At 59.1% G+C, this 12,424-nt stretch carries 15 protein-coding genes; 9 read left to right on the top strand and 6 right to left on the bottom strand.

Annotated elements, in window-relative coordinates; genetic code table 11:
• The first annotated feature begins 322 nt into the window (after nucleotides 1-322).
• From acpP to AC1U7K_RS06790, 4 genes are read left to right on the top strand one after another with little or no spacing between them, the layout of a single operon-like run.
• Nucleotides 323-553, top strand: a complete 231-nt coding sequence (gene acpP / locus AC1U7K_RS06805; protein ID WP_480250250.1) for an acyl carrier protein — start codon at nucleotides 323-325, stop codon at nucleotides 551-553.
• A 13-nt stretch (nucleotides 554-566) separates the two neighbouring features.
• Nucleotides 567-1,817 carry a beta-ketoacyl-ACP synthase II gene (gene fabF, locus AC1U7K_RS06800; protein ID WP_480250236.1) on the top strand — a complete coding sequence of 417 codons (1,251 nt, stop codon included), beginning with the start codon at nucleotides 567-569 and terminating at the stop codon, nucleotides 1,815-1,817.
• Nucleotides 1,818-1,832: 15 nt separating this feature from the next.
• The gene (gene rnc / locus AC1U7K_RS06795; protein ID WP_480250235.1) at nucleotides 1,833-2,549 is read left to right on the top strand and encodes a ribonuclease III; all 717 of its coding nucleotides are present in this window, start codon (nucleotides 1,833-1,835) and stop codon (nucleotides 2,547-2,549) included.
• A 20-nt stretch (nucleotides 2,550-2,569) separates the two neighbouring features.
• The gene (locus AC1U7K_RS06790; protein WP_480250234.1) at nucleotides 2,570-3,166 is read left to right on the top strand and encodes a peptidylprolyl isomerase; all 597 of its coding nucleotides are present in this window, start codon (nucleotides 2,570-2,572) and stop codon (nucleotides 3,164-3,166) included.
• Between the two features lie 36 nt (nucleotides 3,167-3,202).
• On the opposite strand, the gene AC1U7K_RS06785 is transcribed toward AC1U7K_RS06790, so the two are convergent.
• The 4 genes from AC1U7K_RS06785 to AC1U7K_RS06770 form a co-directional block, all read right to left on the bottom strand.
• Entirely contained in the window at nucleotides 3,203-3,925 is a 723-nt protein-coding gene (locus AC1U7K_RS06785) for a hypothetical protein (RefSeq protein ID WP_480250233.1), read from the bottom strand.
• A complete protein-coding gene (locus AC1U7K_RS06780) occupies nucleotides 3,922-4,932 on the bottom strand; it encodes an NHL repeat-containing protein (protein ID WP_480250232.1) in 1,011 nt (336 codons plus the stop codon). Before AC1U7K_RS06780 ends, AC1U7K_RS06785 begins: the two co-directional genes overlap by 4 nt.
• 748 nt (nucleotides 4,933-5,680) lie before the next feature.
• On the bottom strand, nucleotides 5,681-5,809 hold the full coding sequence (locus AC1U7K_RS06775; protein ID WP_480250231.1) for a hypothetical protein: 129 nt from the start codon (nucleotides 5,807-5,809) through the stop codon (nucleotides 5,681-5,683).
• A 76-nt stretch (nucleotides 5,810-5,885) separates the two neighbouring features.
• Nucleotides 5,886-6,788 (bottom strand): IS1595 family transposase, encoded by a 903-nt coding sequence (locus tag AC1U7K_RS06770; protein ID WP_480250230.1) that lies wholly within the window; start codon nucleotides 6,786-6,788, stop codon nucleotides 5,886-5,888.
• Nucleotides 6,789-6,976: 188 nt separating this feature from the next.
• On the opposite strand from AC1U7K_RS06770, the gene folD reads away from it, so the two are divergent.
• The 5 genes from folD (at nucleotide 6,977) to AC1U7K_RS06745 (ending at nucleotide 11,061) form a co-directional block, all read left to right on the top strand.
• Entirely contained in the window at nucleotides 6,977-7,840 is an 864-nt protein-coding gene (gene folD / locus AC1U7K_RS06765) for a bifunctional methylenetetrahydrofolate dehydrogenase/methenyltetrahydrofolate cyclohydrolase FolD (protein ID WP_480250229.1), read from the top strand.
• Between the two features lie 10 nt (nucleotides 7,841-7,850).
• Nucleotides 7,851-8,741: a methylenetetrahydrofolate reductase gene (locus AC1U7K_RS06760; RefSeq protein WP_480250228.1), complete on the top strand. Its 891-nt coding sequence runs from the start codon at nucleotides 7,851-7,853 to the stop codon at nucleotides 8,739-8,741.
• A 21-nt stretch (nucleotides 8,742-8,762) separates the two neighbouring features.
• Nucleotides 8,763-9,551 (top strand): 3-methyl-2-oxobutanoate hydroxymethyltransferase, encoded by a 789-nt coding sequence (gene panB / locus AC1U7K_RS06755; protein ID WP_480250248.1) that lies wholly within the window; start codon nucleotides 8,763-8,765, stop codon nucleotides 9,549-9,551.
• 182 nt (nucleotides 9,552-9,733) lie between these two features.
• Nucleotides 9,734-10,399: a DUF2238 domain-containing protein gene (locus AC1U7K_RS06750; protein ID WP_480250227.1), complete on the top strand. Its 666-nt coding sequence runs from the start codon at nucleotides 9,734-9,736 to the stop codon at nucleotides 10,397-10,399.
• A complete protein-coding gene (locus AC1U7K_RS06745) occupies nucleotides 10,396-11,061 on the top strand; it encodes a DUF2238 domain-containing protein (RefSeq protein WP_480250226.1) in 666 nt (221 codons plus the stop codon). The genes AC1U7K_RS06750 and AC1U7K_RS06745 overlap by 4 nt, the downstream gene beginning before the upstream one ends.
• Nucleotide 11,062: 1 nt before the next feature.
• Here the strand turns inward: AC1U7K_RS06745 and AC1U7K_RS06740 are convergent, their stop codons facing one another.
• Together AC1U7K_RS06740 and AC1U7K_RS06735 are read right to left on the bottom strand one after the other, a co-directional pair.
• Nucleotides 11,063-11,422, bottom strand: a complete 360-nt coding sequence (locus AC1U7K_RS06740) for a response regulator (RefSeq protein WP_480250225.1) — start codon at nucleotides 11,420-11,422, stop codon at nucleotides 11,063-11,065.
• Nucleotides 11,423-11,570: 148 nt separating this feature from the next.
• Nucleotides 11,571-12,404, bottom strand: a complete 834-nt coding sequence (locus tag AC1U7K_RS06735; protein WP_480250224.1) for a symmetrical bis(5'-nucleosyl)-tetraphosphatase — start codon at nucleotides 12,402-12,404, stop codon at nucleotides 11,571-11,573.
• Nucleotides 12,405-12,424 lie beyond the last annotated feature (20 nt).

Genomic DNA, 12,424 nt, shown 5'->3' with positions numbered 1-12,424 from the left:
ACAGGACACTAGCAGGATGTTGAAAAAGGCCGCCAGCTTCGTTCTCGCATCGCTCAGAGGCTCAACGTACAAACCGGAGTACGCCTCGCCTCCTCCCTTGCTGCGGCCTTGGCCGGGAAGGGGCGCGTCTTGGCGCGCCTGGGGCGGGCGGGTGAAACGGACGGCCTTTTTGGACATCCTGCACGCTATTCTGAAGCCACGTTGTCATGTGAACTATTGTTGAATGTGAATGTTAGAAATCGTTTTTCAACAGCCTGCTAGGCGACGGAATAGGCGATGAAGCGAATGACGAGGAGGACGTATGGAGGAGGTGAAGAAACCCATGGCAGTTGAGGACCGCGTCAAGAAAATCATAGCCGAGCAACTCGGGGTGGATGAGGAGGAAGTCGTGCCGGAGGCATCGTTCGTCGATGATCTCGGCGCCGATTCTCTGGATACCGTCGAGTTGGTCATGGCCTTCGAGGAGGAGTTCGACATCGAAATCCCGGATGAAGATGCCGAAAAGATCCTGACGGTCGGAAAGGCAATGGAGTACATTAAAGAGAAGGTGTAGGGCGACGGTGGCGATGCGGGAGACGCCAACAAGACGGGTCGTCGTGACGGGGATCGGCTTGGTTACCCCGTTGGGAATCGGCCTAGAGAAGACGTGGAAGGCGCTGTGCGCCGGCGAATCGGGCATCGGCCGGATTACGCGGTTCGATCCGTCCGCCTACTCCACGCAAATCGCCGCCGAAGTGAAGGACTTCGATCCGGCCGCCTTCATCGAGAAGAAAGAGATCAAGAAAATGGATCTCTTCATTCACTTTGCCGTCGCGGCGAGTCAGATGGCGGTGGATGATGCGGGCTTGAAGGTGACGGAGGAGAACGCGACGCGGGTCGGAGTCTACATCGGGTCGGGAATCGGCGGACTTTCGTCCATCGAACACTACTACAAGGTGCTGCAGGACAAGGGCCCCGACCGCGTCTCTCCCTTCTTCATCCCGATGGTCATCATCAATCTGGCGTCCGGTCAAGTGGCGATACGGCTCGGGGCGCGGGGCCCCAACTCGTGTGCCGTCACCGCGTGCGCCACCGGGAACCATTGCATCGGGGACGCCTTCCGCCTGATTCAGCGGGGTGATGCCGATGTCATGGTGGCGGGTGGCGCAGAGGCCGCCGTGACACCTCTGGGCGTCGCGGGTTTCGGCGCCGCCCGGGCGCTTTCGCGACGGAACGACGACCCCGCTCGGGCCAGTCGTCCATTCGATCGTGACCGTGACGGGTTCGTCTTGGGCGAAGGCGCGGGGATTCTCGTTTTGGAGGAGCTGAATACCGCAAGGCAACGCGGCGCGAAGATCTACGCTGAGGTCCTCGGGTACGCCATGAATGCCGACGCCTACCACATCACCGCGCCCCCCGATGACGGCGAGGGCGCTGTGCGGTGTATGGAACTGGCGATCAAAGACTCGGGACTCTCCAAAGAGCAGATCGGCTACATCAACGCGCACGGCACATCGACCTTTGCGGATAAAATCGAGACGCAGGCTGTCAAACGGGTCTTCGGGGAACGCGCATACAAGATTCCCGTCAGCTCGACCAAATCCATGACCGGCCACCTCCTCGGGGCGGCGGGTGGGATTGAAGCGGCGTTTAGCGTCCTCGCTATTGATCGCCGGATCCTGCCGCCTACGATCAATCTCGAGCAGCCGGACCCCGAGTGCGACCTCGACTACGTGCCCGGCCACGCCCGCTCGGCGGCCGTCGACGCGGTCATGTCCAATTCCTTCGGCTTTGGCGGCGTGAACGCCTGCCTCATCTTCAAGAAATTCTCGGCCTAACCACCGCACTTCCTCATGTCACAGCCTTCGACCGAATTTGCGCAACAGGTCGTCGGATACGCATTCCGAGAGCTTGCGTTACTCGATGAAGCGCTGACCCACAAATCGCACGTCAATGAGCTGAAGCACAAGCATCGAAAGCACAACGAACGATTGGAGTTTCTGGGCGATGCGGTGCTCACGCTGGTCGTCAGCGAGCGTCTCGCGCAGATGTTTCCCCAGTCGGCGGAAGGCGAGCTCTCGAAGCTCAAGGCGCGTCTCGTGAGCGAGGCGTCGCTTGCCGCTGCCGCTCGTCGGCTGGATTTGGGCCCGTTGCTTCGGCTTGGGCGAGGCGAGGAGTTGACGCAGGGCCGCGAGAAGCCGTCGCTGCTGGCGAATACGCTGGAAGCGATCGTCGCCGCGGTCTATCTCGATGGAGGATTGGAGCCGGCACGAGAGTTCATCCACCGGGCATTCGACGAGGAGTTTCAAGCATTGCAGGGTGGCGGCGGTCAGGGATTGGTGCAGGACTACAAGACTCGACTCCAGGAGTGGTGTCAGAAGACATATGAGACGCTTCCCCAGTATGCGATTGTGCGGGAAAGCGGTCCGGATCATCAGAAGACGTTTGAAGTCCACGTGGCCGTCCGTGGCGACGTGCTCGGTGTCGGTGTCGGCCGAAGTAAGAAAGAGGCGGAACAGATTGCCGCGAAGCAGGCGCTGACCCAGTCCAACCCCGGGACCAGTTGCTAGCGGGACGACAAGGAGGAAGCATGCAGCATCGTCACTGGGCATACACCTCAATGGTTGTGGGCGTCGTGGTCGTTATGGGCGCAGCCTTGGTATTCGCGGCGGACAAGCCGGCGGCCCCGCCGGCCGGCACGGAGAAGGGACCCCGCGCGATCATCAAGACAAAGTTCGGCGAGATGGAAATGAAATTTTTCCCGGAAAAAGCGCCGAAGCACGTCGAAAATTTCATCAAGCTCGCCAAGTCCGGATTCTATAACGGGACGATTTTTCACCGTGTCATCCCAGGATTCATGATCCAAGGCGGCGACCCCAATACCAAGGACCCGAACAAGAAGGAACTGTATGGGATGGGCGGGCCGGGCCACAGCGTCAAGGCGGAATTCAACGACATTCCGCACAAGCGCGGCATTGTGTCGATGGCCCGGGCGAATGATCCCGACAGTGCCGGCTCACAATTTTTCATCGTCGTCGAGGATTCACCATTCCTCGACGGCAAGTACACCGTCTTCGGGCAGATCACGAAAGGCTTGGGGGTGGCGGACAAGATCGTCAATCAACCGCGCGACGCACGGGACAATCCGCTGGAACGCATCGAGATGACGGTGACGATTGCGGAATAGGGAAGAGTGGCCGAGCGGCGTGATGAGACCCGGCGATTAGGCGTGCCGATGGATCGGGTCGTGTCGGTGCATCGAGAATTGATCCGGTGGGATAATCGCGTCCGAGGGCGTCTGCCCCGGCACGATGATGCGACCGCCTTCATCAATCTCTTTACTCAAGTGCTCGGCGATCTCCGGATGGTACGTATTGATGTAGCCGACCACCGAGGTCAGAAATTTTCGTGAGTGCAGCGCCCCGCCGGACACCGTGTTGACGAAGCTGAGCACTCGGTCGAGGACCTCCATCGTGGTTTGCTGGTCCAGTGTCGCGTGCCCGCCCGCCTCGCTTTGCTGCTTTGCGAAGGCCTGATACTCGGCTTTCAGTCGCTCACCGAAGGCCGGCGGAGGGCCGGAGGGAATGTGGAGCGGGCTGAGCGTGCGGCGCAGCGACTGGACACCGGCCACGACCTCGGCATCCTCGCCATCGTGGCGACGATGGAAGTAGCTGTAGCTCAGCATCTCGATCAGATTAAAGAGCGCGGCGGCGGGTTCACCGCCCAGTTCGAAGAGACTCTTGTAGAAGTCCCGGCGCTCGACGGCGAACCGTTCGCCGGCCCGCTTCTGCTGATACGCAGTGTTGGTATCCAGATACACGCAATCGGCCGGGCACGAAATATGAGCCAATCGATGCTCGCCGCAGCAGGCGCTACAAATCTGACCGCCCAAGGCCGGGCATGGCCGCTTCCCCTTCCGTTCGTGGCAATAACTGCACTTGCTCATTGGCCCGGCTCTTTCTTGATCCAATCCAACCCGTAGTCGGCGAGACTTCGGCTTTTCTTCGACCCGCCGGTATTGGGCCGCTCCAGGCCATTGATCTCCGCGGCATTCCCATAGTGATACGGCACGAGGATCAAATGGTTGGTGCGATCAATGCCGAGATCGGCAGGCGAGTCGAGAAACTCGGCAATCACTTCGAACTTGAGATCGGGTCTGATCCGCCAGACTTTGCCGGCCGTAAAGTCGGACACGTACATGCTGCCCCACTCATCGAAGTCGACGCCGCTCAAATTATGAAAGCGGGACGAAAAAAACGAATTCGACACCAACTCGTGGATCGCGCCGGTCGGCGCGACTTCGACGATCTTCCCCTTATGCCAACTGACGGCGATGAGCCTGCCGGTTTTGCGATTCCACGCGATCCCGGCGGGACCCGCTAATGCCGCTGCCCGGACGAGCACCGAGACGGCGTGTTGCTGGGTCAGATCAATCCGATAAATGGTGTTGGCTTCCGTGTCGCTCGCATAGAGCAGGTGGCCGCCATCGTACGCCACGTCCGCCAAGGCGACGGCTGTCTTCGCGTCGCCCCTTACCCCGTCGAACGAGATCGTGACGACCGGCTTCCCGGTTTCCGTGTCGTATCCTCGCAAGGCCTCAAGATCGGCCACGTACAGCGTATGGTCGACGATGACCATCCCTTTCGGCGCATGGAGGGTCGTTCCGTTTCCTCCATGGATGAAACGCTGAACGACGATTTTCCCCGACTGATCCAGTTTGGTGATGAAGCCGTTGTTGTCCTTGATATCCGGGTCTCCGTTGATGTTGGAGATGAAGTAGAACCGACCCGACGGATCAGCGATGAAACTCTGCGGCGTGCTGAGGCCCTCTACCTGCGCCGCGGCTGCCGGAGCAGCCGTCATGAGTAAGCTTGCGACTGCCGACTGAAAACAGACCGCGATCAGCACTCGAGGGGACATTCGATTGACGGGATGGCGCATCCAATCACTCAAGGGTGAGTCGTCGGGGGAGGACTCGCGAACGGCACTTCCGATCCTGCTCGGATCGTACTGGACCCTTGGATGGGGTGTCAAGGAACTGGCGATTGTGTTGAACTTGACACCCTACACAGAGGTGCGCTATGAATTGGCGCATTCTATTTGTGTGGGGGTTCACGATGCTATGCCTTTCTCAGTTGCCAGTCTCTCTCGTTGATCCTAATTGCAGTAACGTTTTTCAAAATCTCGGTATTGCGGGCGGCGGAATTGTTAGCGTCTTTTTTGCTCTAAAGTGGGTTTGGCAAAAATGGATGGAGAAGCATTCATATACTGTCTTTTTTAGGCGCGACAATCATAGATTAAGTGACATTACGGACTTTTGGGCAGTGCCGACTGGAACCCAGTTCATCGACGTTATGGTACGAGCGGAGCGGAAGGTTTCGATAGAGCATGCAGACATACGATTCGTTATTGACAAGAATCATCTACAGAACCCTCGATCTGATGCAGATACGGACGATATAGAAATTACAAGCGCTGAGGACCTTGATATTCCTAGTCCACGATTCTCGTGGAAGGCTGGATTGGATCAGGCGGGTGGCGTCGATCTATGGTATTCGCCTGCCTACAATAGGGTAAAGGGAGATTTTTTGCGAATCAGGATAAAGGTAGAAGCGAAGCGCGGGTGGCAAGGCTTCATTAGCTTCAGGGAGAGCCGGATTTACTCGTACCATCCTTTCAGAGTTGTAAAGAAATAAGGCTTTTATTTCTTTGGCTTCTTTTCCTTTTTGGTTTGGGGCTTTTTGGTTTTCTCTGGATCAACCTTGACGAGCGCCTTCATTGCCTCCTCGAAGGTTAGCGGGAAGAGCGAGACCGGTTTGGCCTTCGGCATGACACCTCCATCGGCAACGACAACTGCACGCCTTTCGCCTCGTATTTCATCTGAGAACGCCGCACCGGGGGCGTCCTCAGCATCCTGCTACGACGGTCGTGAAAATATCTGCGTTCTTCCGGTTGTTGTGCCGGAACGAAAACTCCGCCAGGTACAGCGGCAAATAGTCCTTGCTGACCTTGTGGTAGGTGCCGATGACGCCCCGCTTCAGCAGGCTCCAAAAGCTGTCGAGGTTGGCCGTGTGGACGTTGCCGCGCACGTACTCGCCACCAGCGTGATTAACCGTTTGGTGCGGGAATTCTCGATTCAGTCGCGAATAACCTGCCGCCTCATCCGTCGCCACCAGCGACACTCGCTCACTCACCGTCTGGCGCACAAAGTTGTTCAACGTGAGACGGTCGGTGTTTTCAATGACCTGGCAAACGACATTGCCCTTTCTGGCAATGGCCCCGATTACGCCGACTTTTCCGCCAGTGATGCCAGCCAAGTGGCTCCGCTTCTTTCGATGGCGGTTCTTATCCTTCCCGCCAATGTAGGTTTCATCGACTTCAACTTCACCCATCAGCTTCGGGAAACTGCTGTCCTTCATTGCGGCCCGGATGCGGTGACACATATACCAGGCGGTCCGGTAGTCCCCGCTGCCGATCTGCCGGTGAATCTGAAGCGCGCTCATGCCTTTCTTGCTCTGACTCATCAAGTAGATGACCTGAAACCACGTCCGCAGCGGATAGTTCGTGTTCTCAAAAATCGTCTTAGTAATGACGGAGAAGCGATAGCCGTTCCGTCCGCCGCAGTCCGCGTGCTTGCAGACCCAATGAAAGGCCCGCTTGCCTTTCAGTTCATAGACCTTGTCATTCTGGCAACGGGGACAGCGGACGCCATTGGGCCAACGCATCGCACGCAAGAACGCCTTGCAGGCGTCCTCCGTTTTGAACCGTTCCATCAGCCCGGTCAAGGTCATGGTCGGCTTGGTCGTCATGGCGGCTCTCCTTTGTTGGAGGCAGCCTAACACGAAACGTGGAGTGGTGTCAAGTTAAACACAATCGCCTCAGCTTGACGCAGTTTTCAATCCCCTGGTATCGTTCACTGCTTTCAACGGGCGGCGGGGCGCGGGCAAGTAGTCGTGCGTCCGGGCGGCGGTAAGCGCGATTTGCAAGAGGAGGAATTGTGGCGGCCAAGATCATCGACGGCAAAACTTTGGCGCAAACGATTCGCGAGCGGATAGGCAAGGACGTCGCGGATTTGGTCGCAAGAACCGGGGTTCGACCGGGCTTGGCCGCCATTCTCGTGGGCGATGATCCGGCCTCGAAGCTCTACGTCAAGAACAAGCAGAAAGCGTGCGATGCGGCCGGCATCTATGTCGATGAACACAAGTTGCTGGCCTCGACCAGCCAGGCGGAGCTGCTCGCGTTGATCGAGAAGGTGAACGCCGATCCGAAGGTTCACGGGATCCTGGTCCAACTCCCGCTTCCCAAACATATCGACAGCAAGGTCATTCTTGATGCCGTGTCGCCGGCGAAGGATGCCGATGGGTTCCACCCCTGCAATATCGGCCGGCTGGTGGAAGGGAATCCGACCTTTGTGCCGTGCACGCCAAAAGGCGTCATTCATATGATCGACTCGACCGGCGTGGCGATCGAAGGCAAGCGCGCGGTCGTCGTGGGGCGGAGTAACATCGTCGGGAAGCCCGCGGCCTTGCTGCTGTTGCACCGCCACGCCACCGTCACCGTGTGCCATTCGAAGACGAAAGACCTGCCGGCCGTCTGTCGTGAGGCGGACCTTCTTGTCGTCGCGATCGGGAAGGCCAAGTTCGTCACGGGCGAGATGGTGAAACAGGGCGCGGTGGTCATCGACGTGGGCGTCAATCGGCTGGATGACGGCACGTTCGTGGGTGACGTGGATTTCGGCCCGGTCGGTGAACGGGCAGGCTGGATCTCACCGGTACCTGGTGGCGTGGGGCCGATGACGATCGCCATGCTGTTGGACAATACTCTTGAGTCGGCCAAGCGCGTGGCCGGGCTTGGTAGATAAGAGACCTCCCATGGGCAATGGACCACGACGGCTCAAAGACGTCCTGAACCGCAACGAATTTGCGGTGACGATCGAGTACAACCCCCCCAAGGGGACCAATGTGTCGGCGATCCTGGAGAACGCGAAGAGCGTCGTGGGTCGGGTCAACGGCGTAAACGTGACCGACAATACGGCGGCGGTCATGCGGGCGAGTTCACTGTCCCTCTGCCGCTTACTGTATGAGATGGGACATGATCCTGTCATGCAGATGACCTGCCGCGATCGGAACCGGCTTGCCATGCAGTCCGATCTGCTCGGGGCGCACCTGCTCGGCGTCCGGAATATCCTCTGCTTGACCGGCGACTATCCCACCGTGGGCGATCACAAGGACGCGAAACCGGTGTACGATCTCGACTCCGTCCAAGTCATGCAGATGGTTGGAGGTTTGAATCAGGGCCGCGATCTCGCGGGGAACAAGCTGGACGGCGCGACCGATTATTTCATCGGCGCGGCCGTCACGCCGGAGGCCGATCCGCTCGGGCCGATGCTTGCGAAGTTCGAAACCAAGGTCAAGGCCGGTGCGCAATTCTTCCAGACTCAAGCCGTCTATCATCCGGAGCAGTTTGCGTCGTTCATGCAAGCCGTCCGCCGATTCAAGGTCAAAGTGCTCGCCGGGATCTTGCTGCTTCGCTCGGCGAAGATGGCGGAGTTCATGAACGCCAACATCCCAGGGGTCTCGGTACCTCAGGAGATGATCGATGAGCTGCGGCAGGCAGGCGACAAGCGCGCCCTTGACGTCGGCGTCGAGATCGCCGTTCGGACGATCAACGCCATCCGCCCGCACTGCGACGGAGTCCACATCATGGCGATCAAGGCGATCGACCGTATCCCGGAAATTCTCACCAAAGCCGCGTTGGCTTGACGGACCACGGACATGGGCGCGATGACCGTCCCCGAATTTCAACAGCGCAAGCGCAAGGGGAGGAAGCTGGTCGTCGTCACGGCCTACGACGCGCTCTTCACCCGCATCATCGAGGAGGCCGGGCTCGATATCATTCTCGTCGGAGATTCGCTGGGGGTGGTCGTTCAGGGCAAAAGGGACACGCTCTCAGTGACGATCGATGAGATGGTCTATCACACGCGCATGGTGGCGGGGGCGGCCAAGCACTCCCTGGTGATTGCCGATATGCCGTTCCTCTCCTATCAAATCAGCGTCGAGGAGGGGCTGCGGAACGCGGGTCGGCTGGTGCAAGCCGGTGCGGCGGCTGTCAAGCTGGAAGGCGGGGCGACGGTGCTCGATCGCGTCAACGCGATGACGTCGATTGGGATCCCGGTCATGGGCCATCTCGGGATGACGCCGCAGTCGGTGAATCGGTTCGGCGGCTACAAAGTCCAGGGCAAGGAGCGGGAGAAGGCCGATCGCCTCGTCGAAGACGCGAAGGGATTGGAGGAAGCCGGGGCGTTTGCGTTGGTGTTGGAAGCCGTGCCGGCGGCGCTGGCTCGCACCATCACCGACACGCTGTCGATTCCGACCATTGGGATCGGGGCGGGGCCGCATTGTGACGGCCAGGTCCTTGTCCTGTATGATTTGCTAGGTCTGTTCGATCAGTTTGTTCCCAAGTTCGTGAAGCCGTACGCCCATCTCAAGGCCGATGCGCTTCAGGCCCTTCGCCGCTATCAGGAAGAAGTGGAGCAAGGGAAGTTCCCCACCGACGCTGAGAGTTACCACTAACCGTTTTGCGTTTCACGTCTTGCCCACATCTGGTTTTCGCATTCAATGCGACGTCGCCTCTGGGCGACACCGTATGACGACGTGCGTGGATACTGCCGGTTGGGAAACTCTGGCGCGCCCCTGCCGGCATGTTGATCAAACCGATGGTTCCTGTCGCGGCAAAAATTCAAAGGAGGTTGTTTGTGAACACCCGACGCCCCTGGTTCGTCCTCTCGTTGCTCGCCTGGTACGTGACCTTCTCCGCGGTGATGGCGATTACGCCCACGGATCGTCAATTCTGGGTGGCGGCCAACATTCTGCCCGTCGTCCTGGTGGTGGTACTCGCACTCCTCTATCGCACCGCGCCGTTTTCCGCTCTCTCCTACGCGCTGATCACGTTGTTTCTCACCCTTCACACCATTGGAGTCCATTACACTTACTCTCAGGTTCCCGTGGGGAAGTGGGTTCAGGACGCGTTTCACTTGAGCCGTAATCATTTCGATCGCGTCGTGCACTTCTCGTTCGGCTTCTTGCTGACCTATCCTCTCGAAGAGTTCTTTCGCACCGTCGGACGGTTGCGGGGATGGCTCTTGTGGTATGTGCCGGTGATCACGATCCTGGGCCTGAGCGGCGTGTGGGAGATTATCGAGTCGTGGGTCGCGCGCATTGTGAAACCGGAGTTGGGGTTGACCGTCCTCGGCTCGCAGGGCGACATCTGGGATGCGCAGAAGGATATGACGGCGGCCATGTACGGCTCTTTGCTCTGTGTCGCCGTTGTGTTCATGGCGCGGAAGCTTGCCGACTGGTCGGCCGATGAGACAGTCGAGGAGCAAGCCATGATGATGGAGGCTGTCGAAGAGACGTCATGACCGTCACCACGGCAGCGACGGCGATCCGCTGCCAAAGTTTTCGTGAGCGTCGGCTGCTGCAGCTGTTGGCCGCCGCCTATGTGATCGTGTGGAGCCTGCTTGCCATCGATCCGGTGGATCGCCAGGACTGGCTCTTGGAAAACCTCCTCGCGGTCGTCTTTGTCGCCCTGTTAGCGTTCACGTATCGCCGATTCTCGTTCTCGGATCTGTCCTACCTCCTCATCACGCTATTCATGCTGCTCCACGCCGTGGGCGCGCATTACACCTATGCGAAAGTCCCCTTCGGCTTCTGGCTCAAAGATGCGCTCGATTTGGCGCGGAACCATTTCGATCGACTCGTCCACCTGGGATTCGGCCTCCTCCTCGCCTATCCGGCGTATGAAATGTTTCTCCGCGCCGCACGGCTCACTCGGCGATGGGCGCTCCTTTGTGCTGCTCTTGCGGTGACGTCGCTGAGCGGGTTGTTTGAGGTGATTGAGTCGTGGGTGGCGCAGATCGTGACCCCGGCCCTCGGCGCAGCGTACTTGGGGACGCAGGGCGACGAATGGGATGCGCAAAAGGACATGACGATGGCGATCATTGGAGCAGCTCTGACTCTTATCGTGACGGCTGCGGCGGGAGCAAAGAGAACGGAGGGACTGCGGGCGGTATCGGCGTTGTGAGCTACGGCGGGCCTATCCATCGCCGGACGTGATCCTTCAACCGACCCATGTCAAACGGCTTGAGGAGAAAGGCTTGCGCGCCGTCGTGGACCGTCTCTCGGGCCTGCTCTTGAAAACCCGAGACGACGATAACAGCCAGAGTCGGCTGGGTCGCGCGGATATGGTGAAGCAACGACACGCCGTCGCCGTCAGGAAGAATCACGTCGAGGATCAACCCGTCGAACCGTTCACGATCGACGATCGCCCTGGCTGCGGCTTGTGAATCGACAGATGTGATGTGGTAGCCGGTGGCCGCGAGCGCGGATTCGACGGCCGCTCTCGATGCATGGTCGTCTTCGACAAGCAAGAGGTGGCGTGCCATCGTCGTCCCTCCAGTTGTGGTGTCGGTTCGCTACTCGCATGCCGCGTCTGTGATTAGTTAAACAACGTACAGGATAGCAGCGAGAACGTTGAAGGGCAAACAAATTGTGAGGAGTGAGAACCAAGAACCAAGAACCAAGAACGGTAGACTAGGTGACCCGTATCGCCCTTTGGGACGCCTGCTCGCAACCGATCTGAAAAATCCTTCGATCCTCAAGACGAAGTGCTGTCAGTGCCCGTCCCCAGACACACCCGCTGTCCAGTCCGATGCTGTTGTGCTGAACGTACAGGCCCAGCGCCGCCCAATGACCGAAGATGATCGTCGAATCCGCGCTCTTGCGTCCCGGCACATCGAACCACGGCATGTACCCCGGCGGGATATCGGCCCGTGTCCGAGAAAAGCCGAGGTTCATCCGACCGTCAGCGGAGCACACGCGTAACCGTGTGAAGGCGGCAAGCACGACTTTCAGCTTGTCCATCGCCGGGAGCTGCTCCGACCACTGCTCGATGACGGTGCCATCGTAGACAAGTCGCAAAAACTCTCGGCACTCGTCGCCGCGTAACAGTTCGCCAAGTGCGTCGGCGTAATGAACTGCTTCCGCAATGGTCCATTGGGGCAGCAGTCCGGCGTGCACGAGCGTGTAGCGGTCTTCGCTATACAGAAGAGGGCGACTCCTTACCCACTCGATCAACTCATCCGCGTCCGGCGCATGCAGCACGTCGTGAAACGTATCTTTCGCTCGATGCGGCATGACCCCGGCCGAGACGGCGAGCAGATGAATGTCGTGGTTGCCTAGAACCGTGACCGCCGATGAACCGAGGCTTTTGACGAACTTGAGCACCGCCAGGGAGTCCGGGCCGCGATTGACGAGATCACCGACGAACCAGAGCCGGTCCGTCCCAGGATTGAACTGAATCTTCTCGACTAGAGCCTCTAGCTGTCGGTAACAGCCCTGCACGTCGCCGATAGCGTAGGTGGCCATGAATGGAATGTTCCGGGAAA

It is taken from the genome of Nitrospira sp. Vd2 (assembly GCF_979581665.1).
Note: the sequence above shows the minus strand (reverse complement) of the source record. Positions and strands in the feature narration are given on the sequence as shown.

Excerpts from the sequence above, each read along its gene's own strand:
- panB (WP_480250248.1), top strand. The coding sequence starts at position 8,763 with ATGACCGTCCCCGAATTTCAACAGCGCAAGCGCAAGGGGAGGAAGCTG.
- AC1U7K_RS06790 (WP_480250234.1), top strand. The coding sequence starts at position 2,570 with ATGCAGCATCGTCACTGGGCATACACCTCAATGGTTGTGGGCGTCGTG.
- rnc (WP_480250235.1), top strand. The coding sequence starts at position 1,833 with ATGTCACAGCCTTCGACCGAATTTGCGCAACAGGTCGTCGGATACGCA.
- AC1U7K_RS06745 (WP_480250226.1), top strand. The coding sequence starts at position 10,396 with ATGACCGTCACCACGGCAGCGACGGCGATCCGCTGCCAAAGTTTTCGT.
- AC1U7K_RS06760 (WP_480250228.1), top strand. The coding sequence starts at position 7,851 with ATGGGCAATGGACCACGACGGCTCAAAGACGTCCTGAACCGCAACGAA.
- AC1U7K_RS06775 (WP_480250231.1), bottom strand. The coding sequence starts at position 5,809 with ATGCCGAAGGCCAAACCGGTCTCGCTCTTCCCGCTAACCTTCGAGGAG.
- AC1U7K_RS06785 (WP_480250233.1), bottom strand. The coding sequence starts at position 3,925 with ATGAGCAAGTGCAGTTATTGCCACGAACGGAAGGGGAAGCGGCCATGC.
- AC1U7K_RS06770 (WP_480250230.1), bottom strand. The coding sequence starts at position 6,788 with ATGACGACCAAGCCGACCATGACCTTGACCGGGCTGATGGAACGGTTC.
- acpP (WP_480250250.1), top strand. The coding sequence starts at position 323 with ATGGCAGTTGAGGACCGCGTCAAGAAAATCATAGCCGAGCAACTCGGG.
- fabF (WP_480250236.1), top strand. The coding sequence starts at position 567 with ATGCGGGAGACGCCAACAAGACGGGTCGTCGTGACGGGGATCGGCTTG.
- AC1U7K_RS06735 (WP_480250224.1), bottom strand. The coding sequence starts at position 12,404 with ATGGCCACCTACGCTATCGGCGACGTGCAGGGCTGTTACCGACAGCTA.
- AC1U7K_RS06740 (WP_480250225.1), bottom strand. The coding sequence starts at position 11,422 with ATGGCACGCCACCTCTTGCTTGTCGAAGACGACCATGCATCGAGAGCG.